The organism is Klebsiella sp. RIT-PI-d (assembly GCF_001187865.1).
Lineage (GTDB): Bacteria > Pseudomonadota > Gammaproteobacteria > Enterobacterales > Enterobacteriaceae > Superficieibacter.
Window position 1 is genome coordinate 60,305 of sequence record NZ_LGIT01000004.1, and the last position, 26,904, is coordinate 87,208.

General features: G+C 53.4%; 18 protein-coding genes. 10 read left to right on the plus strand and 8 right to left on the minus strand.

What is annotated here, in order from left to right; translation table 11 throughout:
• The first annotated feature begins 270 nt into the window (after positions 1-270).
• Positions 271-1,890, plus strand: a complete 1,620-nt coding sequence (gene pckA, locus AC791_RS03590; RefSeq protein ID WP_049839122.1) for a phosphoenolpyruvate carboxykinase (ATP) — start codon at positions 271-273, stop codon at positions 1,888-1,890.
• A gap of 88 nt (positions 1,891-1,978) precedes the next feature.
• Here pckA and envZ read toward each other — a convergent pair whose 3' ends face one another.
• Both envZ and ompR read right to left on the minus strand, forming a co-directional pair.
• A complete protein-coding gene (gene envZ / locus AC791_RS03595; protein WP_049839123.1) occupies positions 1,979-3,331 on the minus strand; it encodes a two-component system sensor histidine kinase EnvZ in 1,353 nt (450 codons plus the stop codon).
• Positions 3,328-4,047 carry a two-component system response regulator OmpR gene (gene ompR / locus AC791_RS03600; protein WP_001157751.1) on the minus strand — a complete coding sequence of 240 codons (720 nt, stop codon included), beginning with the start codon at positions 4,045-4,047 and terminating at the stop codon, positions 3,328-3,330. Before ompR ends, envZ begins: the two co-directional genes overlap by 4 nt.
• A 222-nt stretch (positions 4,048-4,269) precedes the next feature.
• Here ompR and greB point away from each other — a divergent pair, with 222 nt between their 5' ends.
• The 5 genes from greB to feoC all read left to right on the plus strand — a co-directional run bounded on the left by greB (position 4,270) and on the right by feoC (position 10,356).
• The gene (gene greB, locus AC791_RS03605) at positions 4,270-4,743 is read left to right on the plus strand and encodes a transcription elongation factor GreB (protein WP_049839124.1); all 474 of its coding nucleotides are present in this window, start codon (positions 4,270-4,272) and stop codon (positions 4,741-4,743) included.
• Between the two features lie 90 nt (positions 4,744-4,833).
• The gene (locus AC791_RS03610; RefSeq protein ID WP_049839125.1) at positions 4,834-7,158 is read left to right on the plus strand and encodes a Tex family protein; all 2,325 of its coding nucleotides are present in this window, start codon (positions 4,834-4,836) and stop codon (positions 7,156-7,158) included.
• Positions 7,159-7,555: 397 nt separating this feature from the next.
• Entirely contained in the window at positions 7,556-7,783 is a 228-nt protein-coding gene (feoA, locus tag AC791_RS03615; RefSeq protein WP_049839126.1) for a ferrous iron transporter A, read from the plus strand.
• 18 nt (positions 7,784-7,801) lie between these two features.
• A complete protein-coding gene (gene feoB / locus AC791_RS03620; protein WP_049839127.1) occupies positions 7,802-10,120 on the plus strand; it encodes a Fe(2+) transporter permease subunit FeoB in 2,319 nt (772 codons plus the stop codon).
• Positions 10,120-10,356: a [Fe-S]-dependent transcriptional repressor FeoC gene (feoC, locus tag AC791_RS03625; RefSeq protein ID WP_049839128.1), complete on the plus strand. Its 237-nt coding sequence runs from the start codon at positions 10,120-10,122 to the stop codon at positions 10,354-10,356. Before feoB ends, feoC begins: the two co-directional genes overlap by 1 nt.
• Before the next feature lie 176 nt (positions 10,357-10,532).
• Here the strand turns inward: feoC and AC791_RS03630 are convergent, their stop codons facing one another.
• Positions 10,533-10,802: a DUF1471 domain-containing protein gene (locus AC791_RS03630; protein WP_049839129.1), complete on the minus strand. Its 270-nt coding sequence runs from the start codon at positions 10,800-10,802 to the stop codon at positions 10,533-10,535.
• 104 nt (positions 10,803-10,906) lie between these two features.
• Entirely contained in the window at positions 10,907-11,677 is a 771-nt protein-coding gene (gene bioH, locus AC791_RS03635) for a pimeloyl-ACP methyl ester esterase BioH (RefSeq protein WP_049839130.1), read from the minus strand.
• 37 nt (positions 11,678-11,714) lie between these two features.
• Between bioH and gntX the strand changes: the two genes are divergently transcribed.
• The 3 genes from gntX (at position 11,715) to gntT (ending at position 14,657) form a co-directional block, all read left to right on the plus strand.
• A complete protein-coding gene (gene gntX / locus AC791_RS03640; RefSeq protein WP_049839131.1) occupies positions 11,715-12,398 on the plus strand; it encodes a DNA utilization protein GntX in 684 nt (227 codons plus the stop codon).
• A 58-nt stretch (positions 12,399-12,456) separates the two neighbouring features.
• Entirely contained in the window at positions 12,457-13,032 is a 576-nt protein-coding gene (gene nfuA / locus AC791_RS03645) for a Fe-S biogenesis protein NfuA (protein WP_049839132.1), read from the plus strand.
• Between the two features lie 308 nt (positions 13,033-13,340).
• Positions 13,341-14,657: a gluconate transporter gene (gene gntT / locus AC791_RS03650; protein WP_049839133.1), complete on the plus strand. Its 1,317-nt coding sequence runs from the start codon at positions 13,341-13,343 to the stop codon at positions 14,655-14,657.
• 157 nt (positions 14,658-14,814) lie between these two features.
• Here the strand turns inward: gntT and AC791_RS03655 are convergent, their stop codons facing one another.
• The 4 genes from AC791_RS03655 to malP form a co-directional block, all read right to left on the minus strand.
• The gene (locus AC791_RS03655; RefSeq protein ID WP_049839134.1) at positions 14,815-17,196 is read right to left on the minus strand and encodes a glycoside hydrolase family 3 N-terminal domain-containing protein; all 2,382 of its coding nucleotides are present in this window, start codon (positions 17,194-17,196) and stop codon (positions 14,815-14,817) included.
• A 3-nt stretch (positions 17,197-17,199) separates the two neighbouring features.
• Positions 17,200-18,600: an MFS transporter gene (locus AC791_RS03660; protein ID WP_049839135.1), complete on the minus strand. Its 1,401-nt coding sequence runs from the start codon at positions 18,598-18,600 to the stop codon at positions 17,200-17,202.
• Positions 18,601-19,085: 485 nt separating this feature from the next.
• Positions 19,086-21,161, minus strand: coding sequence for a 4-alpha-glucanotransferase (malQ, locus tag AC791_RS03665; protein WP_049839136.1), 2,076 nt, complete (start codon positions 21,159-21,161; stop codon positions 19,086-19,088).
• Positions 21,162-21,169: 8 nt separating this feature from the next.
• Complete coding sequence (gene malP, locus AC791_RS03670) at positions 21,170-23,560, minus strand: maltodextrin phosphorylase (RefSeq protein ID WP_049839137.1); 2,391 nt, start codon at positions 23,558-23,560, stop codon at positions 21,170-21,172.
• Between the two features lie 634 nt (positions 23,561-24,194).
• On the opposite strand from malP, the gene malT reads away from it, so the two are divergent.
• Positions 24,195-26,900, plus strand: coding sequence for an HTH-type transcriptional regulator MalT (gene malT / locus AC791_RS03675; RefSeq protein WP_049839138.1), 2,706 nt, complete (start codon positions 24,195-24,197; stop codon positions 26,898-26,900).
• Positions 26,901-26,904 lie beyond the last annotated feature (4 nt).

Sequence of the window (26,904 nt, forward strand, 5' to 3'; positions counted from 1 at the left end):
AAATGAAACTCTTTCGTAATTAACTTACATGAATGCGATTACACTCACAAACTACCAGATTTATTCTCTGTTATTTAACGTTCTGGAAACATATTCCAAAGCGATAAGGAATTTACTGCCATAATCAGCACCGCTTTGTATCCGGAGTGGCAGCGTTTTATGTCACAAGGGTTTTGTCCGGATGCGTAAATCTATGAGCCGCGTCGCGGTTAATTAACGAAGAAAAACCCTACAATTCGAGGCAGTACATCTTGGCTAAGGAGTAGTGACATGCGCGTTAACGAATTAACCCCGCAAGATCTCAAGGCTTATGGTATCAACGACGTTCAGACTATCGTTTACAACCCTGATTATGACACGCTGTACCAGGAGGAATTAAATCCTCACCTGGAAGGATACGAGCGCGGCGTGCTAACGAACTCAGGTGCAATCGCCGTCGACACCGGTATTTTTACCGGCCGTTCGCCGAAGGATAAGTACATCGTTCGCGATGATACCACTCGCGATACCGTGTGGTGGTCAGATAAAGGCAAAGGCAAGAACGATAACAAACCGCTCACGCCACAGACCTGGCAGCATTTAAAAGGGCTCGTCACGCAGCAACTTTCAGGTAAACGCCTGTTCGTTATCGATGCATTCTGCGGTGCGAACGCAGATACCCGTTTGTCAGTGCGATTTATTACCGAGGTCGCATGGCAGGCTCACTTCGTCAAAAACATGTTTATCCGCCCGACCGAAGAGGAGCTGGCAGAGTTTACCCCAGACTTCATCGTGATGAACGGGGCGAAATGCACTAACCCACAGTGGAAAGAGCAGGGCCTGAACTCAGAGAACTTTGTGGCATTTAACCTGACCGAGCGCATCCAGCTTATTGGCGGCACGTGGTACGGCGGGGAAATGAAGAAAGGGATGTTCTCAATCATGAACTACCTGCTGCCGCTGAAAGGTATTGCCTCGATGCACTGCTCGGCTAATGTCGGCGCGGACGGTGACGTTGCCGTGTTCTTTGGCCTCTCCGGCACGGGTAAAACAACGCTGTCAACCGACCCGAAACGCCGCCTGATTGGCGATGATGAACACGGCTGGGATGATGACGGCGTATTTAACTTTGAAGGCGGCTGCTACGCCAAAACCATTAAACTGTCTGAAGAGGCGGAACCGGATATTTATCATGCGATCCGCCGCGACGCCCTGCTGGAAAACGTGACCGTGCGTGAAGACGGCTCTATTGATTATGATGACGGCTCGAAAACGGAGAATACCCGCGTTTCCTATCCGATTTATCATATCGATAATATCGTCAAACCCGTCTCTAAGGCCGGCCATGCCACAAAGGTCATTTTCCTGACCGCCGACGCGTTTGGCGTACTGCCTCCGGTGTCTCGTCTTAGCGCAAACCAAACGCAATATCACTTTTTGTCAGGCTTTACGGCTAAGCTTGCCGGTACTGAACGCGGTATTACTGAACCTACGCCGACGTTCTCAGCCTGCTTCGGCGCGGCTTTCCTGTCGCTGCATCCGACCCAGTATTCAGAAGTGCTGGTGAAACGGATGCTGGCCTCAGGCGCGCAGGCTTACCTGGTGAATACCGGCTGGAACGGGACGGGTAAGCGCATCTCCATTAAAAATACCCGCGCCATTATCGACGCCATTCTCAATGGTTCCCTCGACGATGCTGAAACGTTTACGTTGCCGATATTCAACCTTGCGGTGCCAACCAACCTGCCGGGCGTCGATACCGCTATTCTCGATCCGCGCAATACCTACGCCTCACCTGAGCAATGGCAGGAAAAAGCCCACGCGCTGGCGAAATTGTTTATCAGTAATTTTGAGAAGTATACCGATACGCCAGCAGGCGCGGCATTAGTGAGTGCGGGTCCGAAAGTGTGACCGTGGGTGTCGGGTACATCAGCCTTGTACCCGATGCGTCCTGCCCAGGCCGGGTGATCCACCCGGCACTTACGGGATCAACGTAACGTTAACTCTCTTTCTGCCCGCTACCCGCACGCGCTATCGGAACCGGTAGCCAGGCGCGGATCAACAAACCCCCACGCTCGCTGGTGTCTAATTCCAGCACGCCGTTATGGTTGTCGATGATGCGCTGCACAATCGCCAGCCCCAGTCCGGTACCGCTAATTGTCCGGGCGCTGTCGCCGCGCACAAACGGCTGAAACAGATGCTTGCGCTGCTCGGGCCTGATACCGGGGCCGTCATCCTCAACCTGGAACCAGGCACGACTGGCTTCATTACCGCTGCTGACTTTGATCCAGCCGTTACCGTATCGGGCGGCGTTGACCACCATATTGGCAACCGCACGCTTGATTGACAGCGGATGCATTCGCACCGGGATCTCGCCCGGCTGCAACGCCGTTTCGATTTCGCGCTCGTAGCCGCTTTCTGCCGCCACCACTTCGCCCAGCACACCGTTCAGGTCAGCCAGCTCCAGCGGCATTTCCTGTCCGGTACGCAGATAATCAATAAACTGCTCAATAATGGCATTGCACTCTTCAATGTCTTTATTGATTGATTCGGCCAGATAACCATCCTGCTCGCCCATCATCTCCGTCGCCAGACGAATACGGGTCAGCGGCGTACGTAAATCGTGACTCACCCCGGCCATCAGCAACGTGCGATCGTCGGCAAGCTGCTTCACACCTGCCGCCATATGATTAAAGGCGCGGGTTACGGATCGCACTTCCGACGCGCCGTATTCGCGCAGCGGCGGCGGAATAATCCCTTTCCCGACCTGAAGCGCAGCGTGCTCAAGATCGACCAGCGGTCGGTTTTGTATTCGGATAAACAGCCACGCGCCCCCTATTGCCAGCAGCATAATCGCCAGCGTATAGCGGAACAGCGGTGAGAAGTCACCCTGATGAATTTCAGTAAGAGGAACCCGGACCCAAATGTTTGGCGACAGCCAGGTCTTCAGCCATACCACCGGCGAGCTTTTGTTGACCTCAACGCGCACCTCTGTCGGGCCGCCAAGCTGCTGCGCCATCTGGTGGCTTAAAAATTCATAATGCTGCGCCCAGCGCAGGCCAGCATCTTCCGCCGCTTCATCGGAATAGAGGGAGATGCCCAGCTCGCGATAAATCTCGCGACGGAACGCGGGTGGAACCACCAGTTGCGTTCCGTCCTCCAGCTGCAGTTTGTCGGTCATCAGCATACGGACTTCGTAGGCCAGGACCTTATTAAACTGCTGGAGACTCGGCAAAATAGCGAAGTTCAGCACCACAAGGTAAGTCGTCACCAGGCTGACGAACAGCAAGGTGACGATGAGTAACAGCGTGCGGGCAAATGAACTTCGGGGCGAGAAGCGCATTCGCTTCATGCTTTAGAACCGTCCGGCACAAATACGTAGCCCAGACCCCAAACGGTCTGAATATAGCGCGGATGCGCCGGGTCCTCTTCCACCATGCGACGCAGGCGGGAGATTTGCACATCAATAGAACGCTCCATGGCCGAGTATTCGCGACCGCGGGCGAGGTTCATTAGTTTATCGCGAGACAGCGGTTCACGCGGATGGCTCACCAGCGCTTTCAGCACCGCAAACTCTCCGCTGGTCAGCGGCATCGGCTCATCTTCACGGAACATCTCGCGGGTACCGAGGTTCAGCTTGAACTTACCGAACGCAATCACCGCTTCTTCCTGGGATGGCGCACCTGGCAGTTCATTGGCCTGACGACGCAGCACGGCACGAATACGGGCCAGCAGTTCACGCGGGTTAAACGGTTTAGGAATGTAATCGTCAGCGCCGATTTCAAGGCCTACGATACGATCCACTTCTTCCCCTTTTGCCGTGACCATAATGATTGGCATCGGGTTACTTTGACTGCGCAGACGACGGCAGATGGACAGGCCGTCTTCCCCAGGCAGCATGAGATCCAGTACCATCAGATGGAAGGACTCACGGGTTAACAGGCGATCCATTTGTTCGGCGTTAGCAACGCTACGAACCTGGAAGCCCTGCTCAGTCAGATAACGCTCCAGCAGCGCACGCAGGCGCATGTCGTCATCTACAACCAGGATTTTATAATTCTCTTGCATGGTTTTAACTCCCAAAGGTTCGCAAAAGTCGTGATAACGTATTCTTAAGAAAGCCCACGCTTGCCACCAGCGAAATCTGGTATAAATTTCAGTCTAAATTGTTACAAAGCATATTTAACAGTGGCTTAAGTATACACATAAGCATAAATCATATTATTTATTCTGTCGGCAGTGTTGCGCGTTACCTATTGTGCGCAAGATCGGAAAAGAAAGGTAAACAAAATGAAGACGCCGCTGATTACGCGCGAAGGTTACGAGAAACTAAAAAAAGAGATGGATTATCTCTGGCGTGAGGAACGTCCGGAAGTCACTAAAAAAGTGACATGGGCGGCAAGCCTCGGCGATCGCAGTGAAAATGCGGATTATCAATACAATAAAAAGCGTCTGCGCGAAATTGACCGTCGGGTGCGCTATCTGACTAAGTGCCTGGAGCATCTTAAAATCGTCGATTACTCCCCACAGCAGGAAGGCAAAGTCTTTTTCGGTGCCTGGGTCGAAATCGAAAATGACGACGGTGACATTAAGCGTTTTCGCATCGTTGGTTACGATGAGATTTTTGGCCGCAATGATTACATTTCGATTGATTCACCGATGGCGCGCGGGCTGCTCAAAAAAGAAGTCGGTGATTTAGCGGTGGTACAAACGCCGGCGGGTGAAGCAAGCTGGTACGTCAATAACATTGAGTACGTGAAATAGAACTGTCCGAAGCCGCGGTCTGCGGCTGGCATTTTTGCGTGTCAGTCCGTATAACTATCCGCTGATTTTGACCCTAAGATGATACTAGCCATGATGAATGATTCGCTCTGCCGCATTATTGCGGGTGAACTTCAGGCCAGAGCTGAACAGGTAGAGTCTGCCGTTCGCCTGCTTGATGAAGGGAACACCGTGCCGTTTATTGCACGTTATCGTAAGGAAGTCACCGGCGGTCTGGATGATACCCAGCTTCGCCAACTGGAGACGCGACTGGGTTATCTGCGCGAGCTTGAAGACAGACGTCAAACCATTCTCAAATCCATCGGCGATCAGGGCAAACTGACCGATGCGTTAGCGTCAGCCATCAACGGTACGCTGAGCAAAACCGAGCTGGAAGACCTCTATCTTCCGTATAAACAAAAGCGCCGCACGCGCGGGCAAATCGCTATCGAAGCCGGGCTGGAGCCGCTGGCCGATCTGCTGTGGACCGATGCGTCTCAGACACCAGAAACGGCCGCCGCCGCGTATGTTAATCCCGACAACGGCGTGGCAGATGGTAAAGCCGCACTTGACGGCGCACGTTATATTTTAATGGAACGTTTTGCCGAAGATGCCGCCCTGCTGGCTAAAGTCCGTGAATACCTGTGGAAAAATGCGCATCTGGTTGCCACGGTCATTAGCGGCAAAGAAGATGAAGGGGCAAAATTCCGCGACTATTTTGCCCATCATGAGCCAATCTCTTCCGTACCGTCCCATCGCGCGCTGGCCATGTTTCGCGGGCGCAACGAAGGGATACTGCAACTGGCGTTAAACGCCGATCCGCAGTTCGATGAGCCACCGAAAGAGAGCTATTGCGAACAGATTATCATCAGCCATCTCGGCCTGCGCCTGAATAACGCGCCGGCGGATGCCTGGCGTCGCGCGGTGGTTAGCTGGACCTGGCGTATCAAAGTATTGATGCATCTGGAAACCGAACTGATGGGGACGGTCCGCGAGCGTGCGGAAGATGAAGCGATCAATGTCTTTGCGCGAAATCTGCATGACCTGCTGATGGCCGCGCCTGCTGGCCTGCGCGCCACAATGGGCCTCGATCCGGGCCTGCGCACCGGCGTCAAAGTGGCTGTGGTAGACGGTACGGGCAAACTGGTTGCCACGGATACGATTTATCCGCACACCGGGCAGGCAGCGAAAGCGGCCGTTGCCGTGGCGGCACTGTGTGAGAAGCATAATGTCGAGCTGGTGGCGATTGGCAACGGGACGGCATCACGTGAGACAGAACGTTTCTTCCTTGACGTGCAAAAGCAGTTCCCTGAGGTAACCGCGCAGAAAGTGATTGTCAGTGAAGCAGGTGCATCTGTGTACTCTGCCTCAGAACTGGCAGCGCTGGAATTCCCGGACCTGGATGTTTCTATTCGCGGCGCAGTGTCGATTGCCCGTCGACTTCAGGACCCGCTGGCCGAGCTGGTTAAAATCGATCCAAAATCTATCGGCGTGGGCCAGTATCAACACGACGTCAGCCAGACGCAGCTTGCCCGCAAGCTGGATGCAGTAGTGGAAGATTGCGTAAACGCCGTCGGCGTGGATTTGAATACCGCTTCCGTGCCGCTACTCACTCGCGTTGCCGGTCTGACCCGGATGATGGCGCAAAACATTGTCTCCTGGCGCGATGAAAATGGTCAGTTTCAGAATCGTCAGCAGCTGTTGAAAGTAGCGCGCCTGGGGCCGAAAGCGTTCGAGCAGTGCGCTGGCTTCTTACGTATTAATCACGGCGATAACCCGCTGGATGCCTCAACCGTTCACCCGGAAGCGTATCCCATCGTTGAACGTATTCTGGCCGCCACCGAACAGTCTCTTCGCGATCTGATGGGCAACGGCAGCGAGCTGAAAAACCTGAAACCGGCGGAATTTACCGATGACCGTTTCGGGGTGCCAACCGTGACCGACATTATCAAAGAGCTGGAGAAACCCGGCCGCGACCCGCGCCCGGAATTTAAAACGGCCACCTTTGCAGAGGGCGTGGAGACAATGAGCGATCTTCTGCCGGGGATGATCCTTGAAGGTGCGGTTACGAACGTCACTAACTTTGGCGCGTTTGTGGATATTGGCGTGCATCAGGACGGGCTGGTACACATCTCTTCGCTGTCGACAAAGTTTGTCGACGATCCGCATACCGTGGTCAAAGCGGGCGATATCGTCAAGGTGAAGGTAATGGAAGTAGATCTGCCACGCAAGCGCATCGCGCTGACCATGCGTCTTGACGAGCAGCCAGGGGAAACCAACGCGCGTCGCAGTAATGGCGGCGCACGCGAGCAACAGAACAACCGTCCGCAGGCGAAACCCCGTGCGCGTGAAGCGCAGCCAGCCGGTAACAGTGCGATGATGGATGCGCTGGCGGCGGCAATGGGTAAAAAGCGTTAATGCCCGTCGTCATAAAGCATTAATCGTATGCGAGCCGGAGAAGGCATTATTGTCCTCCGGCCGCGTTATTTGCCTATCGTTTATTTTTCGCATTAAATAATTAACAATTAATAAACAAGCAATCATTAATAGCAAAATAACTGAAACCTATATTTCACCTTTAAGAAATGCCCGTGCGACAATTCTGCGGTATAAAAATGCGCTATTTTTGCGCCATATCAAATTTCCAGTGATTTATTCTCCAGCAGAATACTTCGACACATTTTAAATATTGAAGATAAAAACTATTATCATTACCATTAGACTGTTGATTAATTAACCTCCCTGGTCAGGCTCCGCCAGGCCTCTCGTGCCTGCCTTGCATGACGTTATTTTTAGCGATAACTAAGTAGGCTCTATGCAATTTACGCCCTTAAGCGCCTGGAAGATCACTGGATTTTCCGGTGAAATCAGTCCAGCCTATCGTCAAAAACTTCTGTCGTTAGGCATGTTACCCGGCTCGTTATTTAATATTGTACGCGTTGCCCCGCTGGGCGATCCGATTCATATCGAAACACGCCGCGTTAATCTGGTATTACGCAAGAAAGATTTAGCACTATTGCAAGTGGAACAGATTTCCTCTTAATACCGTGAGTTATCTAAAATGAAAAAACTGACCATTGGCTTAATTGGCAATCCTAATTCCGGCAAAACCACCCTATTTAATCAGTTGACCGGTTCACGTCAGCGTGTGGGCAACTGGGCAGGCGTCACCGTTGAGCGCAAAGAAGGCAACTTTTCGACGACAGACGCTCAGGTAACACTGGTTGATCTGCCCGGCACGTATTCGCTGACCACCATCTCCTCACAAACATCGCTCGATGAGCAAATCGCCTGCCACTATATTTTAAGCGGCGATGCGGACATGCTGATTAACGTTGTTGATGCGTCGAATCTTGAACGTAACCTTTATCTGACGCTGCAACTGCTTGAGCTGGGAATACCCTGCGTATTAGCGCTGAATATGCTGGATATTGCTGAAAAGCAGAACGTCCGCATTGATATAGACGCCCTTTCTGCCCGTCTGGGTTGCCCGGTGGTCCCGCTGGTTTCCACGCGCGGCCGCGGGATAGACGCGTTGAAACTGGCAATTGACCGTCATCATCATAATCAGAACGTCGAGCTGGTGCATTATGCCCAGCCGCTACTGCGCGAGGCACAACATCTGGCGCAGCTGATGCCGGAAAATATGCCCCTGCAACAGCGCCGCTGGCTGGGGCTGCAAATGCTGGAAGGTGATATCTACAGCCGCGCTTATGCCCAGGATGCGGCCTATGCGCTGGACGATGTACAGGCACGCTTAAAGCACGACATTGACGATCCGGCTCTGCACATTGCCGACGCACGCTACCAGTGTATTGCCGCCATTTGCGATACGGTCAGTAACTCGCTAACCGCTGAACCAAGCCGGTTTACTGCGGCCATGGATAAAATCATTCTTAACCGCCTTCTTGGCCTGCCGATTTTTCTGCTGGTGATGTACGTAATGTTCCTTTTCGCCATCAATATCGGCGGTGCAATGGCGCCTATTTTTGATGCCGGATCGGTCGCTATTTTCATTCATGGCTTGCAGTGGCTGGGTTATACGCTGCACTTCCCGGAATGGCTGACGATTTTCCTCGCCCAGGGCATCGGCGGCGGGATCAATACCGTACTGCCGCTGGTACCGCAAATTGGCATGATGTACCTGTTCCTCTCCTTTCTGGAGGATTCCGGCTATATGGCGCGTGCCGCATTTGTTATGGACCGATTGATGCAATCGCTGGGCCTGCCGGGTAAATCATTCGTACCATTAATTGTTGGCTTTGGCTGTAATGTGCCGTCAGTCATGGGGGCACGTACTCTTGATGCCCCGCGCGAACGCCTGATGACCATTATGATGGCCCCCTTTATGTCCTGCGGCGCACGTCTGGCTATTTTTGCCGTCTTCGCCGCCGCCTTCTTTGGTCAACAGGGCGCGCTGGCCGTTTTCTCGCTCTACATTCTCGGTATTGTGATCGCCATTCTCACCGGCCTGATGCTCAAACATACAATCATGCGCGGTGAAGCGTCGCCGTTTGTGATGGAATTGCCGGTATATCATGTTCCGCTGATCAAAAGCCTGCTGATCCAGACGTGGCAGCGTCTGAAAGGCTTTATCCTGCGTGCCGGTAAAGTGATTGTTATTGTCAGTATTTTCCTCAGCGCATTAAACAGTTTTTCACTCAGCGGCAAGGCGGTGGACAATATTAACGACTCAGCGCTCGCCTCGGTAAGCCGGGTCTTTACTCCGCTGCTGGAGCCGATTGGCATTCATCACGATCACTGGCAGGCGACGGTCGGCCTGTTTACCGGCGCGATGGCCAAAGAGGTGGTGGTTGGTACGCTTAATACCCTCTATACCGCTGAAAATATCCAGGAGGAGGCATTTAATCCGGCAGAATTCAGTCTTATCGGGGAGTTGTCTGATGCGGCAGGTGAAACGTGGCAGAGCCTGAAAGATACCTTTAGCCTTAGCGTGCTGGCAAACCCGATTGAAGCCAGTAAAGGCGACGGTGAAATGGCTACCGGTACGATGGGCGTAATGAGCGAGAAGTTTGGCAGCGGTGCGGCGGCGTATAGCTACCTGATCTTTGTGCTGCTGTATGTTCCGTGCATTTCGGTGATGGGCGCAATCTCCCGCGAATCCAGCCGGGGCTGGATGGGCTTCTCCATTCTGTGGGGACTAAACATTGCTTATTCGCTGGCGACATTATTTTATCAGCTGGCCAGCTTTCAACAGCATCCGCGATACAGCCTGGTCTGTATTCTGACCGTTCTGCTGTTTAACGCGATCGTTATTGGCAGCCTGCGTCGTGCCCGTAGCCGGATTGACGTCAACCTGCTTGCTACGCGTAAAACGCCCGCAACCTGCTGCGATAGCCCGGCAGGTGAGTGCCACTGATGGCCTCCCTGATTGACGTGCGTAATATGCTTGCCTTGCATGGGCGGATGGAGACCGGCCAGCTTTGTGCTGCGCTAAATCTTTCTCGCCCTTTGCTTAAGGCGATGCTGGAGCGCATGGAAGCAATGGGCAAAGCCCGACGTATGCAGGAAGAGGCGGATGATTGCCTGAGCGGAAGTTGTAAACGTTGCCCGGAAGGTAAATCCTGTGCGCGCGAGTGGTGGACGTTAGGTTAAGCAATGTGACCTGATGGGGTTTGATTTGGCGCCAGGTAGTGCGCCACCCTATCCCTGAAGGTAAAGGGTTATAATCTACGCAAAACGTACAGAAAAACCCTCCGGCAGCAAAATACAACTCGCGGGACAAGCCCGGTAAGCGTTATGCTACCGGGCTATTTACCGATCCGCGATATTTATTTGTACACTTCAGCCGTAGTATGAATATCTTTCTCTGATTTCTTCGCGCTGGTGATCACATAATACTTCCCGCCCAGCTCATCGGCTTTTTTCGACAGTTCGCGATGCGCGTCCATTGGGGCCGTCCCTTTGTCGGTGCTGATTGCGCCTACTTTCGTCAAATTCATCTCTTTGACTTTATCTTTTTGCACCTCTTCCGCTGCCATCACGCCAAAAGAGAGCGATCCGATAACCAGAGATGCAACAATACCAGTAGTCAATTTCATAGCCTTTACTCCTTAAGGTTAAATGAGATGCCATCCTGCTTTGCCCAGAATAAAGCGCCCGATGACCGACTAAGTATTATTGCACCCTGCTACTTTTACCAGGATCAGAGACGGGCCTTAAGCGAGAGCAATGCCTGACAAAATTCCGCAGGATGAGAGATAAACGGCGCGTGTGCCGCTTTCTGAATGACTAACGATTCGCTGGCAGGCCACATTTCATCAAGCAGCGGCACAACGTTACGCGGGACGAGCCCATCCAGATAGCCATAGATACGCAGAAATGGCATGTTCAGCGCGACGAGCTGTTCGCGCAGATCGCTCTGTTTCAGGATATCCAGCCCGCCATTCAGCACGTCAACGCCGGGCATCGTCAGCGCCAGTACCGCATTCTTCAGGCTGCGCGCATCCTGACGGGCGCTCTGCGTTCCCATAGTTTGTAGCGCCAGGAAACGCTCGACGGTGCGCTGAAAATCCTCGCTCAGCTGATGCTGAAAACCAGACAGAACGTCGGGTTTAATACCGGGCCATTTATCCTCAGCGCAAAAACGGGGAGATGAAGCTACAGTGACCAGCGCCTGCACGCATTGCGGGTGGGTCAGTGCCACCTGACTTGCCACCAGTCCGCCCAGACTCCAGCCCAGCCAGATTGCTTTTTCCGGCGCGCGGGCCTGAACGTATTCCGCCATTTGTGCCAGCGACAGCGCGCCAAATCCGCTGCTGCGTCCGAAGCCCGGCAAGTCCACCAGATGCAGTGTAAAATGTGGGCTTAATTCCGGCGTAATGCAATCCCACACCTGCGCATTCAGTCCCCATCCGTGCAGCAGCACAAGATGGCAATTTCCTTCCCCTTTGGTTTGCCACCAGATCTCATTCATCAGGTACTGTTCTCACTTATTTTGTCCGAGGTGAAATATGTTAACAGCCTGTGGCTTATGCTGGCTATGTCGAATGCCCCTTGCGATGGTGTCGTGGGGAATATGCTCCCGCTGCGTCAACGCACTTGCTTGTCAGATCACCGTCTGCCCACGGTGCGGTCTGCCCGCCGGCGATCCTGATTACCTTTGTGGTCGCTGCCTGCAAAAATCACCGCCGTGGCAGCGACTGCTTGCGGTCAGTGATTATGTTATGCCCCTAAGCACATTGATCCATCGCTTCAAATTTTCCGGCAAAGCAGAGCTGGCACCGGCGCTGGCGCGCCTGATCATGCTTGAGTTTTTGCAGGCGCGGCGTACCTTCGCTCTACCGCGTCCGGACCGTATCGTCAGCATTCCGCTGTGGCAAAAAAGGCACTGGCGCAGGGGGTTTAATCAAAGCGATTTGCTCTGCCGGCCGCTGGCACAGTGGCTCGGCTGCCAGTACGATATAGATACGATTGCGCGTACTCGCGCGACGGCAACGCAACATCATCTGTCTGCCCGTCACAGAAAGCACAACTTGAAAAATGCCTTCCGGCTTGAATTTCCGGTCAACGGTCTCAATATTGTTATTGTGGATGATGTCGTCACCACGGGCAGTACCGTGGCAGAAATTACCCGGCTTCTTTTGCGCGGCGGCGCGGCGACTGTCCACGTATGGTGCCTCTGTCGGACCTTGTAGACCCTCGACGATGGGCGTATTATAACCGACTAAAATAGTCAACTATTAGGCCATTGCTATGATCCGTATTTCCGATGCTGCACAAGCGCACTTTGCCAAACTGTTGGCAAATCAGGAAGAAGGGACGCAAATCCGTGTATTTGTCATCAATCCCGGCACTCCAAACGCTGAATGTGGCGTTTCTTATTGTCCACCTGATGCGGTGGAAGCGAGCGATACTGCCCTGAAATTTGATTTGCTGACCGCCTATGTCGACGAGTTAAGCGCACCGTATCTTGAAGATGCGGATATCGATTTCGTTACCGACCAGCTGGGTTCACAGCTGACGCTGAAAGCGCCGAACGCTAAAATGCGTAAAGTTTCTGACGACGCTTCGCTGATGGAGCGTGTTGAGTATATGCTTCAGGCCCAGGTTAACCCGCAGCTTGCCGGGCACGGCGGTCGCGTTTCGCTGATGGAAATCACCGAAGAGGGCTACGCCATTCTGCAATTCGGTGGCGGCTGTAACGGCTGCTCGATGATTGATGTCACCCTGAAAGACGGTATCGAGAAACAGCTGCTGGCTGAGTTCCCGGACCTGAAAGGCGTGCGCGATCTCACCGAACACCAGCGCGGCGAGCACTCTTACTACTGATTCCTTCTTCTCAAAAAGCCCCTTTCTTCTGAAAGGGGATTTTTGCTGTGCAAATGTTACAACCCCTCCTGGAATTTGACCTGCCTCCCAATTTTTAAATTTTGCCCGCCAGGGGTGTTTTCTTTCGATCAATGTTACCCGTATCATCCTGGTTGCGCACTATTCTTCTGGAAACAGCCTGCCCTCTTCGTCGTAGGAGCAGGAGAGCGTTAGAGTGCCAGCCGCCTTTTGTTCGCAAGCACAGGACAAAGGCCCCTTTGTTGCTAAGACAACAAAGTTACCCATAACAAATTAAAGGCCAGTAAATCATGCCATTAGTCATCGTCGCTATCGGTGTTGTGTTGTTATTATTGTTAATGATCCGTTTCAAGATAAACGGGTTTATTGCCCTTGTTCTGGTGGCTCTGGCCGTCGGACTGATGCAGGGAATGCCCGTCGATAAAGTTATTACCTCGATTAAAGCAGGTGTCGGCGGAACCCTGGGAAGCCTGGCGCTGATCATGGGTTTTGGCGCAATGCTGGGCAAGCTGCTTGCTGACTGCGGGGGCGCGCAGCGTATTGCAACAACGCTTATCGCTAAGTTTGGTCAAAAATATATTCAGTGGGCAGTGGTGTTGACCGGTTTTACCGTCGGCTTCGCGCTGTTTTACGAAGTCGGTTTTGTGCTGCTCCTGCCGCTGGTCTTTACTATCGCGGCTTCTGCCCGAATTCCGCTGCTTTTTGTCGGCGTCCCTATGGCCGCTGCGCTTTCCGTAACGCACGGTTTTCTGCCGCCGCATCCCGGGCCAACTGCTATTGCCACTATCTTCCATGCTGATATGGGGAAAACCCTGCTGTACGGTACCCTGCTGGCGATCCCAACGGTTATTCTCGCCGGTCCGGTTTACGCGAAGTTTCTGAAAGGTATCGATAAACCGATCCCGGAAGGTCTGTATAACGCAAAAACATTCAGTGAAGCCGAGATGCCGGGCTTTGGCGTGAGCGTATGGACGTCGCTGGTGCCGGTGATCCTGATGGCGCTGCGCGCCGTTGCGGAAATGATCCTGCCGAAAGGCCATGCCATTCTCCCTTACGCCGAGTTCTTTGGCGATCCGGTGATGGCGACCCTGATTGCGGTGATCATCGCGATCTTTACCTTTGGTCTGAATCGCGGTCGTTCAATGGATGACATTAACGATACCCTTACCACGTCGATCAAAATCATCGCCATGATGTTGCTGATCATCGGCGGCGGCGGCGCGTTTAAGCAGGTGCTGGTCGATAGCGGCGTGGATAAATACATTGCTTCCATCATGCAGGAAAGTAATGTTTCACCTATCTTCATGGCCTGGTCTATTGCCGCTGTGCTGCGTATTGCCCTGGGTTCTGCGACCGTTGCAGCGATTACGGCCGGCGGGATTGTCGCCCCGTTAATCGCCACCACGGGCGTTAGCCCGGAACTGATGGTTATCGCCGTAGGGTCCGGTAGCGTTATTTTCTCTCACGTAAACGATCCAGGTTTCTGGCTGTTCAAAGAGTATTTCAACCTGACGATTGGGGAAACCATTAAGTCATGGTCAATGCTGGAAACAATCATTTCAGTCTGCGGCCTGGCCGGCTGTATGTTGCTGGGGATGGTGGTGTAGTAAGCGATCTTTAACATGAGTCCTGCGGCCTGGGTGCCCGGCGGCGCTGCGCTTGCACGGGCCTACAGGTCACGGCCAACAGCATTACATTTACCTTTAAACCACCGAATGTAGGCCGGGTAAGCGCAGCGCCACCCGGCATGACACGCTCCACACTCTACTCCGTTATGCGGTTCACCTTGCATCGACTCATCATTTGCCAGTTCACAGGCAACACGCAGGTGCTGCCTGTCACGTTAACCGTGGCGCTAGCCCAGATAGTCGCCGACGAACTCCCTACCATTAGCTCGAATTCACCTGGCTCCACTATCCGCTGACCATCGCGTCGGGTGAAATTAAGCATGTCGGTCGGCACGTGGAAGGTTAGCGTGGCCGATGCGCCACTCTCCAGTTCAAGGCGTTGAAACGCTTTTAGCTCTTTAACGGGCCGCACCATTGACGCTACTTTGTCATGCACATACAGTTGCACAACCTCGCTTCCCCGTTGGTTTCCGATATTGGTAACCGTTACCTGGAGGGCAATCTCGCCTCCAGCTGGAACGTCGGATGCCTGTAAAGCAATATCCTGTCCGCTGAATTCCGTCCAGCCTTTTCCATAGCCAAAGGGATAACGTGAACCGAAATGGAACGCGAAAGGCGTACCGCCGCTTTTCAGTTTGTGGTTGTAATAATAGGGCATCGCACCGGCACTTTTCGGCACGCTGACCACCAGCCGGCCCTGTGGCTCTGCACGGCCTGTCAGCACATCGGCAATAGCCCATCCACCTTCCTGGCCCGGTGCCCAGGCCATCAGCAGTGCGGCAATGTTATCTTCCAGACCCTGCAAATTGTACGGCCTGCCGCCGGTCATGACGACAATCACTGGCTTACCGGTAGCCACCAGCGCTTCCAGCAGCTGTTGCTGAACGCCAGGCAGATTGAGGCTGTCAGTATCTGAGCCTTCCCCCACCGTGCCACTCTGAAATAATCCGGCTAAATCACCTACGCAGGCAATCACAACGTCACTACGACTGGCCACGGCGACCGCATCAGGGATCAAACTTTTATCATCAGAAACCGGGGAGGATTGCATCGGCTTGCCGCTGCTATCGCCCGGGAATACCGGCGCGCCGGCCATCCGTTTTTCAATAATATGGCAACCTTTGGCATAATGAACACGATGATTGCCCAGAGCGTGACGCAGTGCGGTCAGTGGCGTGGTGACCTGCGGCGTGTTATCCAGCATATCGCTGATGATCAGATGAACCGGGAAGCTATACCCGCTGAGCAGCGCCAGAGGATCGTCCGCAGTGGGGCCAATAACCGCAACATGTGGCGTTCCCTGCAGCGGCAAAATGCCGTTGTTTTCCAGCAGCGTCATTGAGCGGGTTGCCACCTCGCGTGCGGTCTGCCGTGCGGCATCGGACTGTAAATTAATCCCGGCTTCATCAGTATAAGGATGGTCAAACAGCCCAAGGCGAAATTTCTCTGTTAGCGTACGAGAGACAATTTCATCGATCTTCTCCATCGCGATCAGTCCACGCTCAACCGCCAGGGCTAAATGACGGGCACAATCGTCTTTCGGCAGTTCGACATCCAGCCCGGCATTGAAAGACAGTGCGGCGGATTCTGTCGCATCGACACAAACGCCGTGATGCTGATGCAGTAAACTTACGCCGCCATAATCTGCCACGATGATGCCATCAAAGCCCCACTGCTCGCGCAATACCGTGGTGAGCAGGAAAGCGTCACTATGACCCGGCTGATTGTCGATATCGTGATAGGCAGGCATGACAGAGCCGGCGTTAGCCCGTTTTACCGCCATTTCAAACGGCAGCAGGAACGTATCGTTAAGCTCGCAGAACCCGAGATGTACCGGGGCATGATTGCGCGCGCCTTCGCTAAAAGAGTGGCCGGCATAGTGTTTGAGCGTGGCCAACAGATCACGGTTTTGACCCTGTAAGCCTTCAACGTAGGCGCACGCCATGACGCCAACCAGCCACGGATCTTCGCCAAACGTTTCTTCGGTTCGACCCCACCGGACATCGCGGGAGACATCCAGCACCGGCGCCAGCCCCTGCCGGCATCCGGTAGAGCGTGCTTCAATCCCGATCTGCTGCGCTGCACGCGCAACCAGAGAAGGGTCCCACGTCGACCCGTAGTTTAGCGATGAAGGAAACAGGGTGGCATCTTTACACAACAATCCCACCAGGCACTCTTCGTGAAATAATGCCGGAATACCCAGTCGGGTCTCTTCCATCAGCATTTTTTGCAAACGGTTCGCGGCGCGAACGCCCGTTATGGCTTCGACGATATGTGTGCCGAGCGGGCGCGTAATCTGTCCGACGCCCATTTTCAGCCGTTCCCTGAGTTGTACCTGCTCACCGACGCCTGCGAATTCATCGCTCATATCACTGCGTTCCCGATGATCGCCATGTTCAGATAGCACCAGCCAGTAAGCGTGCATTTGGGCGAACTTCTCTTCCGGCGTCATTCGCGCCAGCAGGTCGGCGACCCGATCGGCCACCGGGCGCGTTGCATCCTTATAAATCGGATTCATTTTTTACTCCTGTATTGCAGAATTCAGAGCGGGTTGCGGCGCGGGAGCGACCCCATGACGGTCGCGCTTTTGCGCCAGCTCGCGGACAATGCCGTCTACCGTTTTGCTATTCAGTTTGTACAGCAGCAGCAGCAGCGCCATCCCAATGAACAGTACTGATGGGATAAGAGAAAACAGTGCATTAATGGTGGTGAGCACCTTCCCGCTTTGCTGAGCGGCATTGGGGATATAATCCACAAAAGCCAGTACCCAACCGACCACTGCACCACCTAATGCCAGGCCGAATTTGATGGCAAAAAGCGCGGTAGAAAACACCAGTCCATCAAGACGACGGCCGCTACGCTGCTCTTCATAATCGACAACATCTGAGAACATGGTCCATTGCAGCGGTGTCGTCAGGTTCTGTACGAAACCAAAAATGATATTCAGTACGAAGATCGTCCAGATTTGATCGGGCGGAATAAAAAAGATCAGCGTGGCGAAGACAACAAAAGAAATAATGGTCCACTGATAAGCACGAACGCGATCAAACTTACCCAGCAGGCGCGCTGAGAGCAACGCTCCGAGTAGTGCCGCCACCATGCCTGAGACAATAAAGGTGAACAACATGTCCGGTCTTAACAGAACGTATTTAACGTAATACATTGTTGCCGAGCCGCGTGTGACAACGGCTGTCAGCAGCATAATGTTAAAGACAAAGACAATGCGCCACTGGCTGTTGCCTGCCAGCCGTTTTAAGTCTCCCCACATTGAACCAGAGCTGTCGCTACGCGGGGTAAACCGTTCTTTGGTCAGAAAGAAGCAGGCGAAAAAGAGCACAATCCCCAGCATGCCCATCAGGCTCATCGCATAAAAGTACCCTTTTTGCGCATCCCCTTTGCCCAGGGTGGCAACCAGCGGTAGCGCAATGACGGTAACAATGAGCCCGCCGATGAAAGACAGTGCGAAACGCCAGGATTGCAGCGAATGCCGCTCATGCGGGTCCATCGTTAGCGCACCCGGCATGGCACAATATGGGACGTTAATCGCGGAGTAGATGAAGCTCAGGATGCCGTAAGTCAGGCAGGCATACAGCGTTTTAACCGTCGCGCTGGCGTCAGGAACGTAAAACGTAATGATGCAGCTAACGCCAAAAGGGATGGCGAACCACAGTAGCCACGGACGGAAGCGGCCATGACGCGTGCGGGTCCGGTCAACCAGCGCACCGATACAGGGATCGACAAAGGCGTCAATGACGCGCACCAGCAGGAACATCGTGCCCATGATCGCCGCAGGCAGGCCAAAGACATCGGTATAAAAATAGGCCAGAAAAAGGGTGGCAGTTTGCCAGACCAGCGCGCTGGCCATGTCACCAAGTCCATAGCCAATTTTATCGCGGGTAGTCAGTACAGAGGTTATTATCATTGTTGTGCCTTAATATCTGGAAAAAGATCCCTTGCCGGGTAATATCACGAACACCGTCAAACACACTGCCCGGGCAAGTATTAAGAGAACAACGACGCAGAACAATTGCGGAAATAAACAGCGTAATTATGTTATTTAGTTAATGTGATCTCCCGCACCTCTTGAGATGCTTATTACGCCGTTTACATGCAGCTCCCTGAATTTACCTCGCAATACTGGAAAATAACGACGATCGCCATATTGCCAACGGCTTACACCAGATTAACAATGACAGGAGAAGAAAAGTGGCGAACTGCAAAGAGATGACATCGGTATGCGGAAAATAATTGAGTGATATTAATCGGCATCTAAAAATAGGCTTAATAAGGTTTAATGAAAAAAGCGTTTGTCCGGCGGGAATTATATTCAGGATGGATATTTTAGGCAGACAATGACTTATGATACTGCCCGGCGCATAGGCTGCCGGGCATGAAAAATAACAACGCCTACTTTTTACGCCGCTTATCTAAATCCTTAAGCAGTTTATTCACGTTGGCGTCAGCAAACATCTGCTCAAGCGTCGTGGAAAGTTTTCGTCGCCAGTTTTTATATTGATAGCTGGTTCCGGGGATGTTGACCGGTTCGAGCATCAGTAGCCAGTCTTCAGGCTGAAGGCCCAACAGCGCACTGTTGCTGTCGGCAATATAGCGCTGCATCCCGCGACTCAGCGTCGCCGTCATCGACATACGCGCGGCGTTGTGTCCGGTACTTTTCGGCAGACAGCCGTGGCGATGTAGCGCATCCAGCAGCCCCTGCTTCGCCAGCTCGCGATCCTCATACAGACCGCTCAACATCACCGCATCCGGATATAGCCCCAGCGTTTTGCCAAGCGTCAAATCGCCGCTTTCCCAGTAACCGCGCAGAGTCGGCAGGTCGTGCGTCGCCGCCACGGCCATCGACTGTGCAGGAAAAGCCTCCGGCGCCCGGACCGTTTTCTCGTGATCGCTTTCGAAATAGAGGACCTTATAGGAATAGACCCCGCTTTTACGCAGCTTCCCAACGATTTCCACCGGCACCGTACCCAGATCTTCACCAATCACCATGCACTGGTGACGCTTGCTCTCCAGCGCCAGGATCGACAGCAGATCGTCTACCGGATAATGCACGTACGCGCCATGATCGGCCGTTTCGCCGTAAGGTATCCACCACAGGCGCAGCAGCGACATAACATGATCGATACGTAATGCGCCGCAGTCACGCATATTCGCACGCAATAGCTGAATAAACGGCTCATAGGCGCGTGCAGTAATAACGTGCGGATCCATCGGCGGCAGCCCCCAGTTTTGCCCCAGTGGACCAAGAAGATCCGGCGGTGCGCCAACTGACGCTTTCAGGCAATACAGGTCGCGATCGCACCAGGTTTCGGCTCCACCCTCTGCCACACCTACCGCTAAATCACGGTACAGACCAATGGGCATCGTCATACTCTGGCTTTCTTCCCAGCAGGACGCGAATTGTGTGCAGGCCAGCCACTGTAGCCACAGATAAAACTCGACGTCATCCTGATGGGTTTTACAAAAGGCTTTCACCTCAGGCGTATCGGTAGATCGGTATCCTTCCGGCCAGACAGGCCAGCCCCAGCGCATCGGATCTTCTTTCACCTGGGCTGCGTGCAACGCGTCAAACGCCGCCTGCCAGTAAAGGCTTTCACCCTCATCGGCGACGAACTGGCGGAACGCCTGCATGGAGACATCATCGTCAGCACGTTGCATAAATTGCCGCCACGCCATGCTCAATCCGGCCAGTTTCAGGGCGGTGACCGCAGAGTAGTCAACCCAGTCATCCTGGCGCGCTTTTTTGAGTTTTTCCTGGGTGGTCGGCATACGCCACCACTCCTGAGCCTCCTGGCTATGCTGGAAATCTTCAACCGCGTTAACGTCGATGTAAATCACATTCAGCCAGCGCCGCGAAGAGGGGCTATACGGACTGGCACTTTCCGGGTTAGCCGGATAAAGCGCATGAATTGGATTGAGGCCAATAAAGGCCCCACCCCGCTGCGCGACTTCCGGCAACATGGCTTTTAAATCGCCGAAATCACCGATCCCCCAGTTGTTTTTGGAACGTAGCGTATAAAGCTGGACACAGGCCCCCCATAGTTTACGTCCGCTCAGCAGGGCTTCAGGTTCATGACAGCGCTGCGGCGCAATAATGACCTGACAGTGCCATTGCTTTTTTTTCTGTGACAGCGTCAGCGCGTGATATCCTTCCGGCAGACGCATCGGCAGACTCAGTTTCTGTCCACCTGCAAACTGGCCCTGATACTGGCGGCCTTCTTCGGTTAACAGCGTCCAGGTAAACTCGCCGCTGCCTTCCACCTCCAGCGCCATTTTTTTACCGTGGGTATAGACCTTCACGTTGGGCACCGGAGCCACGGCGACTTTTGCCGCCTTCGTATGATGCATGGCATCCAGCAAACGCCGTTTGGTTTCCTCGCCAATTGACTGCGGTTTACCGTGGGCGTTTACATAGTCAGGGTTTATCCCCGCCGTCAGGGCGGCGTTATCGAGGCGTTTGCGTTCCATAGCGGTCCTTATCGTTTAGCCTGCCAGATACGGCTCTGGTAGTCGCGAATTGAGCGATCGGAGCTGAACATGCCGCAGCGTGCGGTATTCAGGATGGCCGCTCGGGTCCATGCTTCCGGATCGCGGTAGAGCACATCAACCTGCTTCTGCGCGTCAACATAGCCGGCAAAGTCGGCCATCACCAGGTACGGATCGCCGCCCTCTTTACCGAGGCTGTGCAGCATCTGATCAAACGCATGCTTGTCACCGTCGCTGTATTTACCGCTCTCAAGCTCTTTTAATACCGCATTGAGTACCTTGTCTTTCTTACGCCATTTTAGCGGATCGTAGCCTTTTGCTTTGAGATCCTTCACCTCTTCCACTGTGTGACCAAAGATAAAGATATTTTCTTCACCCACTTGTTCGGCGATTTCAACGTTCGCCCCGTCCAGTGTTCCGACGGTCAGCGCGCCGTTCAGCGCCAGCTTCATATTGCCGGTACCGGAAGCTTCTTTGCCGGCAGTGGAAATTTGCTCTGAAATATCCGCAGCCGGGATCAGCATTTCCGCGACCGACACGCAGTAATCCGGCAGGAAAACCACTTTCAGCTTATCGCCCACCTGCGGATCGTTATTTACCGCTGCCGCCACTTTGTTAATTGCGAGGATAATATTTTTTGCCAGGTAGTATCCCGGCGCCGCTTTCGCCCCAAACAGGAACACACGTGGTACGCGATCAGCCTGCGGGTTTTCGCGGATCTCTTTATAGAGTGCCAGAATGTGCAGCAGGTTCAGATGCTGGCGTTTATATTCGTGCAGACGTTTGATCTGAACATCGAAAATCGCCTGCGGACTGATTTCAATGCCGGTACGCGCTTTCACAAATTCTGCCAGACGCACTTTATTCGCCAGTTTGATCTCACGGTACGTTTGGCGGAATTTTTTATCATCCGCGTATTTTTCCAGCGCGATTAACTGGTCAAGATCGTTAGCCCACTCTTTCTTCAGGGTTTTATCCAGCAATGCGGCAAGTGCCGGGTTGCACTGTTTGATCCAGCGGCGGGGAGTAACCCCGTTAGTCACGTTATGGAATTTGTTCGGCCACAGCTGGTGGTATTCCGGGAACAAATCTTTCACGACCAGTTCAGAGTGCAGTGCTGCCACGCCGTTAACCGCAAACCCGCTAACAACGCACATATTCGCCATTCGCACCTGTTTGTCATACACCACGGCGAGCTTCGCCCATACGGCGTTGTCGCCTGGCCAGGTTTTTTCCACCAGCACTTTAAAGCGGCGGTTAATTTCATTGATGATCTGCATATGGCGCGGCAACAGCGCTTTAATCAGTTTTTCATCCCAGCACTCCAGCGCTTCCGGCATCAGCGTATGGTTGGTATAGGCGAAGGTTTTGCTGGTAATGGCCCAGGCATCGTCCCAGCTAATCTGGTGCTCGTCGATCAACACGCGCAGCAGTTCAGGGATCGCGATAGTCGGGTGGGTATCGTTGAGCTGAATGACTTCGAAATCGGCCAGCTCATGCAGCGTACGATTAGCAAGATGATGGCGACGGAGAATATCGGTAATAGAGCAGGCGCACTGGAAGTACTGCTGCATCAGGCGCAGCTTTTTGCCTGCGGTATGGTTATCGTTCGGGTAAAGCACTTTGGTGAGTTTATCGGCATCAATACCCTGCTGCTCGGCACGCAGAAAATCACCATCGTTAAATTTGGTCAGATCGAACGGATGCGCGTGTGTCGCCTGCCACAGGCGCAGCGGCTGCGTAATACCGTTTCGATAGCCCAGCACCGGCAGATCCCACGCCTGCCCGGTAATGATAAAACCGGGCTGCCATGCGCCATTCACTACTTTGCCGCCAATACCCACTTGCACATCAAGCTGCGCATTATGGCGGAACCACGGATAGCTACCGCGGTGCCAGTCATCCGGAGCTTCCATTTGATGCCCGTCGGCAAAGGACTGACGGAACAAGCCGTACTGATAGTTCAGGCCGTATCCCGTGGCACTCTGGCCGACTGTCGCCATTGAGTCGAGGAAGCAGGCCGCCAGACGCCCAAGCCCCCCGTTACCCAGCGCCGGATCAACCTCTTCTTCCAGCAAATCGGCTAGGTGAATGTCGTGCGTGTTTAACACATCGCTGACGTCCTGATACCAGCCCAGATTCAGCAGATTATTGCCGGTCAGACGGCCAATTAAAAACTCCATAGAAATGTAGTTTACATGCCGTTGATGGTTCGCCGGCGCGCTCACCGGCTGTGCGGCCAGCAGTTCAGCCAGCGCGCCGCTTACGGCCTGCCACCACTGATGCGGCGTCATCTCTTCGGCAGAGGTTAAACCAAAGCGCTGCCACTGACGCGTCAGGGCCGCCTGAAATTGTGCTTTATCGAACGAAGGCTGTGACATAAAGGGAACGGATCCTGTTCAAATGAAAAACGTTAGCGCTAGTTTGCCTGGCTACCCGTCCGGCTTCCTCATCCCGCCGGGGATTAGGCAGGGAGGAGCATCGGGGATGAGCGAAAAATGTGATCGGCACCACTATAACGTTAGCCGCTTACGCCATCCTTGCCGACAATTTGTACATCAACGTGTACTTTTGCGCCTCTCTCAGTCTCTGCGACTGCGCCGGGTAAAACGCGGGCCAGGGTCATAAAACTGAAATGGTGTTCCACAAATAAAATATAAAATAACGAAATGCTGCCCCGTATAAAATATCTACAGCGAATTTACTCAAATACGTTACAGGTTATTTCATCACCTGATATCGCCTTAAATTTTAATTGGTTTAAGAAAATCCTTTCATTCAAACATGCATCGCCTGATGAACGGCAATTCGGCCTAAGCCAGATGTCATGGGGGCTGGCACCGGTTTCAGAGCATTTAATTATAATGAGTTATTAATTTGTGACGCAGTGCAAATTAAAAGTCTTAAGAAATCGACATAACTTGCAATACATTGCAATCTGAACGACTGTAGGACATTAATTACGAAGCGCAAAAAAAATCCGGCTCTCTTTTCCGCACAGTGAAAGTGATAACTATGTTGATTCCGTCTAAATTAAGTCGCCCGGTACGTCTTGACCATACTGTGGTCAGGGATCGCCTGTTGGCGAAACTTTCCGGCGCGAACAATTTCCGTCTGATCCTGATAACCAGTCCGGCGGGGTATGGAAAAACGACGCTCATTTCACAATGGGCCGCAGGAAAAAACGATCTGGGCTGGTTTTCAATTGATGAAGGCGATAACCAGCAGGAGCGTTTTGCCAGCTATCTGATTGCTGCTATTCAGCAGGCAACTGGCGGCCACTGCGATGCCAGTGAAGCCATGGTACAAAAGCGCCAGTACGCCAGCCTGACCTCACTTTTTGCCCAATTATTTATTGAACTTGCCGAGTGGGATCATCCGCTGTGGCTGGTCATAGATGACTATCATCTGATCACTAATCCGGTGATCCATGAAGCCATGCGTTTCTTCCTGCGCCATCAGCCAGAAAATCTGACGTTACTGGTGATGTCACGCAATCTGCCGCAGTTGGGTATTGCCAATTTACGCGTACGCGATCAGCTACTTGAAGTCGGCAGTCAACATCTGGCGTTTAATCATCAGGAGGCGCGACAGTTTTTCGAGCGACGTTTAACCTCGCCGCTGGAAGCCTCAGAGAGCAGCCGTCTGTGCGATGAAGTGGCCGGATGGGCTACCGCGCTTCAGCTTATTGCCCTGTCGACGCGGCAAAATAATAATGCACCGCATCAGTCGGCACGCCGCCTGTCGGGCATTAACGCCAGCCATCTGTCTGATTATCTGGTGGATGAAGTGCTGAATAACGTCGATTTAACGACCCGCCATTTCCTGCTTAAAAGCGCCCTGCTTCGCTCCATGAACGATGCCCTGATTACCCGGGTCACCGGGGAAGAAAACGGCCAAATGCGGCTTGAAGAAATCGAACGTCAGGGACTGTTTTTACAGCGTATGGATGATTCCGGCGAGTGGTTCAGCTATCACCCGCTGTTTGGCAACTTCCTGCGCCAGCGCTGTCAGTGGGAACTGGCCACCGAACTGCCGGATCTGCACCGTGCGGCCGCCGAAAGCTGGATGGCACAAGGATTCCCGACCGAAGCCATTCATCACGCACTGGCGGCAGGTGATGCCGAAATGCTGCGCGATATTCTGCTCAACCACGCCTGGGGACTGTTTAACCACAGCGAACTGACGCTGCTGGAGGAATCCCTGTCGTCGCTGCCGTGGGAAAGCCTGCTGGAAAACCCGCGTCTGGTATTACTTCAGGCATGGCTGATGCAAAGCCAACATCGCTATAGCGAAGTGAACACTCTGCTGGCTCGCGCCGAGCAGGAGATGCAAATAACGATAGATGCTGAAGTCAGCGGCGATTTCAACGCCCTGCGTGCCCAGGTCGCTATTAACGATGGCGATCCTGATGAGGCCGACCGTCTGGCGAAAATTGCGCTGGATATGCTGCCAATTGCCTGTTTTTATAGCCGCATCGTGGCGACCTCCGTGCACGGCGAAGTGTTGCACTGCAAGGGACTATTAACTGAGTCGCTGTCCGTCATGCAGCAGACGGAGCAGATGGCCCGCCGTCACGACGTCTGGCACTACGCGCTGTGGAGCATGATCCAGCAAAGCGAAATTCTGTTTGCCCAGGGCTTTTTACAGGCCGCATGGGAGACACAGGAAAAAGCCTTCCAGCTGATCCACGATCATCATCTTGAACAGCTGCCGATGCATGAGTTTTTGCTGCGTATTCGGGCCCAGCTATTGTGGGCGTGGGGTCGTCTCGACGAAGCCGAAAATGCGGCCCGCCGTGGCATGACCGTGCTATCAACCTATCAGCCGCAACAACAACTTCAGTGCCTGGCGCTCCTCGTCCAGTGCTCACTGGCACGCGGCGATCTGGATAACGCGCGCGGGCAGTTAAACCGTCTCGAAAATTTATTAGGCAACGGCCCGTATCACAGCGATTGGGTATCCAATGCGGATAAAGTTCGGGTTATCTACTGGCAAATGACGGGTGATAAAAAGTCTGCGACCAACTGGCTGCGTCAGACGCCAAAACCGGCATTTGCCAATAATCATTTTCTGCAAAGCCAGTGGCGCAATATTGCCCGGGTGCAGATCCTGCTCGGCGAAACTGGCTCGGCCGAGATGGTGCTGGAAGAGTTAAACGAAAATGCGCGCAGCCTGCGTCTGATGAGCGACATTAATCGTAACCTGCTGTTACTTAACCAGCTTTACTGGCAGGCGGGGCGAAAAAATGAAGCGCAAAATGCGTTGATGGAGGCACTGACCCTTGCCAATCGAACCGGGTTTATTAACCATTTTGTGATTGAAGGTGAAGCGATGGCGCAGCAGCTACGGCAGCTGATCCAGCTGAATACCCTGCCGGAACTGGAGCACCATCGGGCGCAACGTATCCTGCGCGATATTAACCAGCATCACCGGCATAAATTTGCCCATTTCGATGAGACCTTCGTCGAAAAACTGCTAAACCATCCGCACGTCCCGGAACTGATCCGGACCAGCCCGCTGACCCAGCGCGAATGGCAGGTGCTGGGCCTGATCTACTCGGGTTACAGTAACGACCAGATTGCCGGAGAGCTGGAGGTGGCGGCCACCACCATTAAAACCCATATCCGTAATCTGTATCAGAAACTTGGCGTCGCGCATCGCCAGGACGCCGTTCAACATGCGCAGAAGCTATTAAAAATGATGGGCTACGGGGTGTGACGCA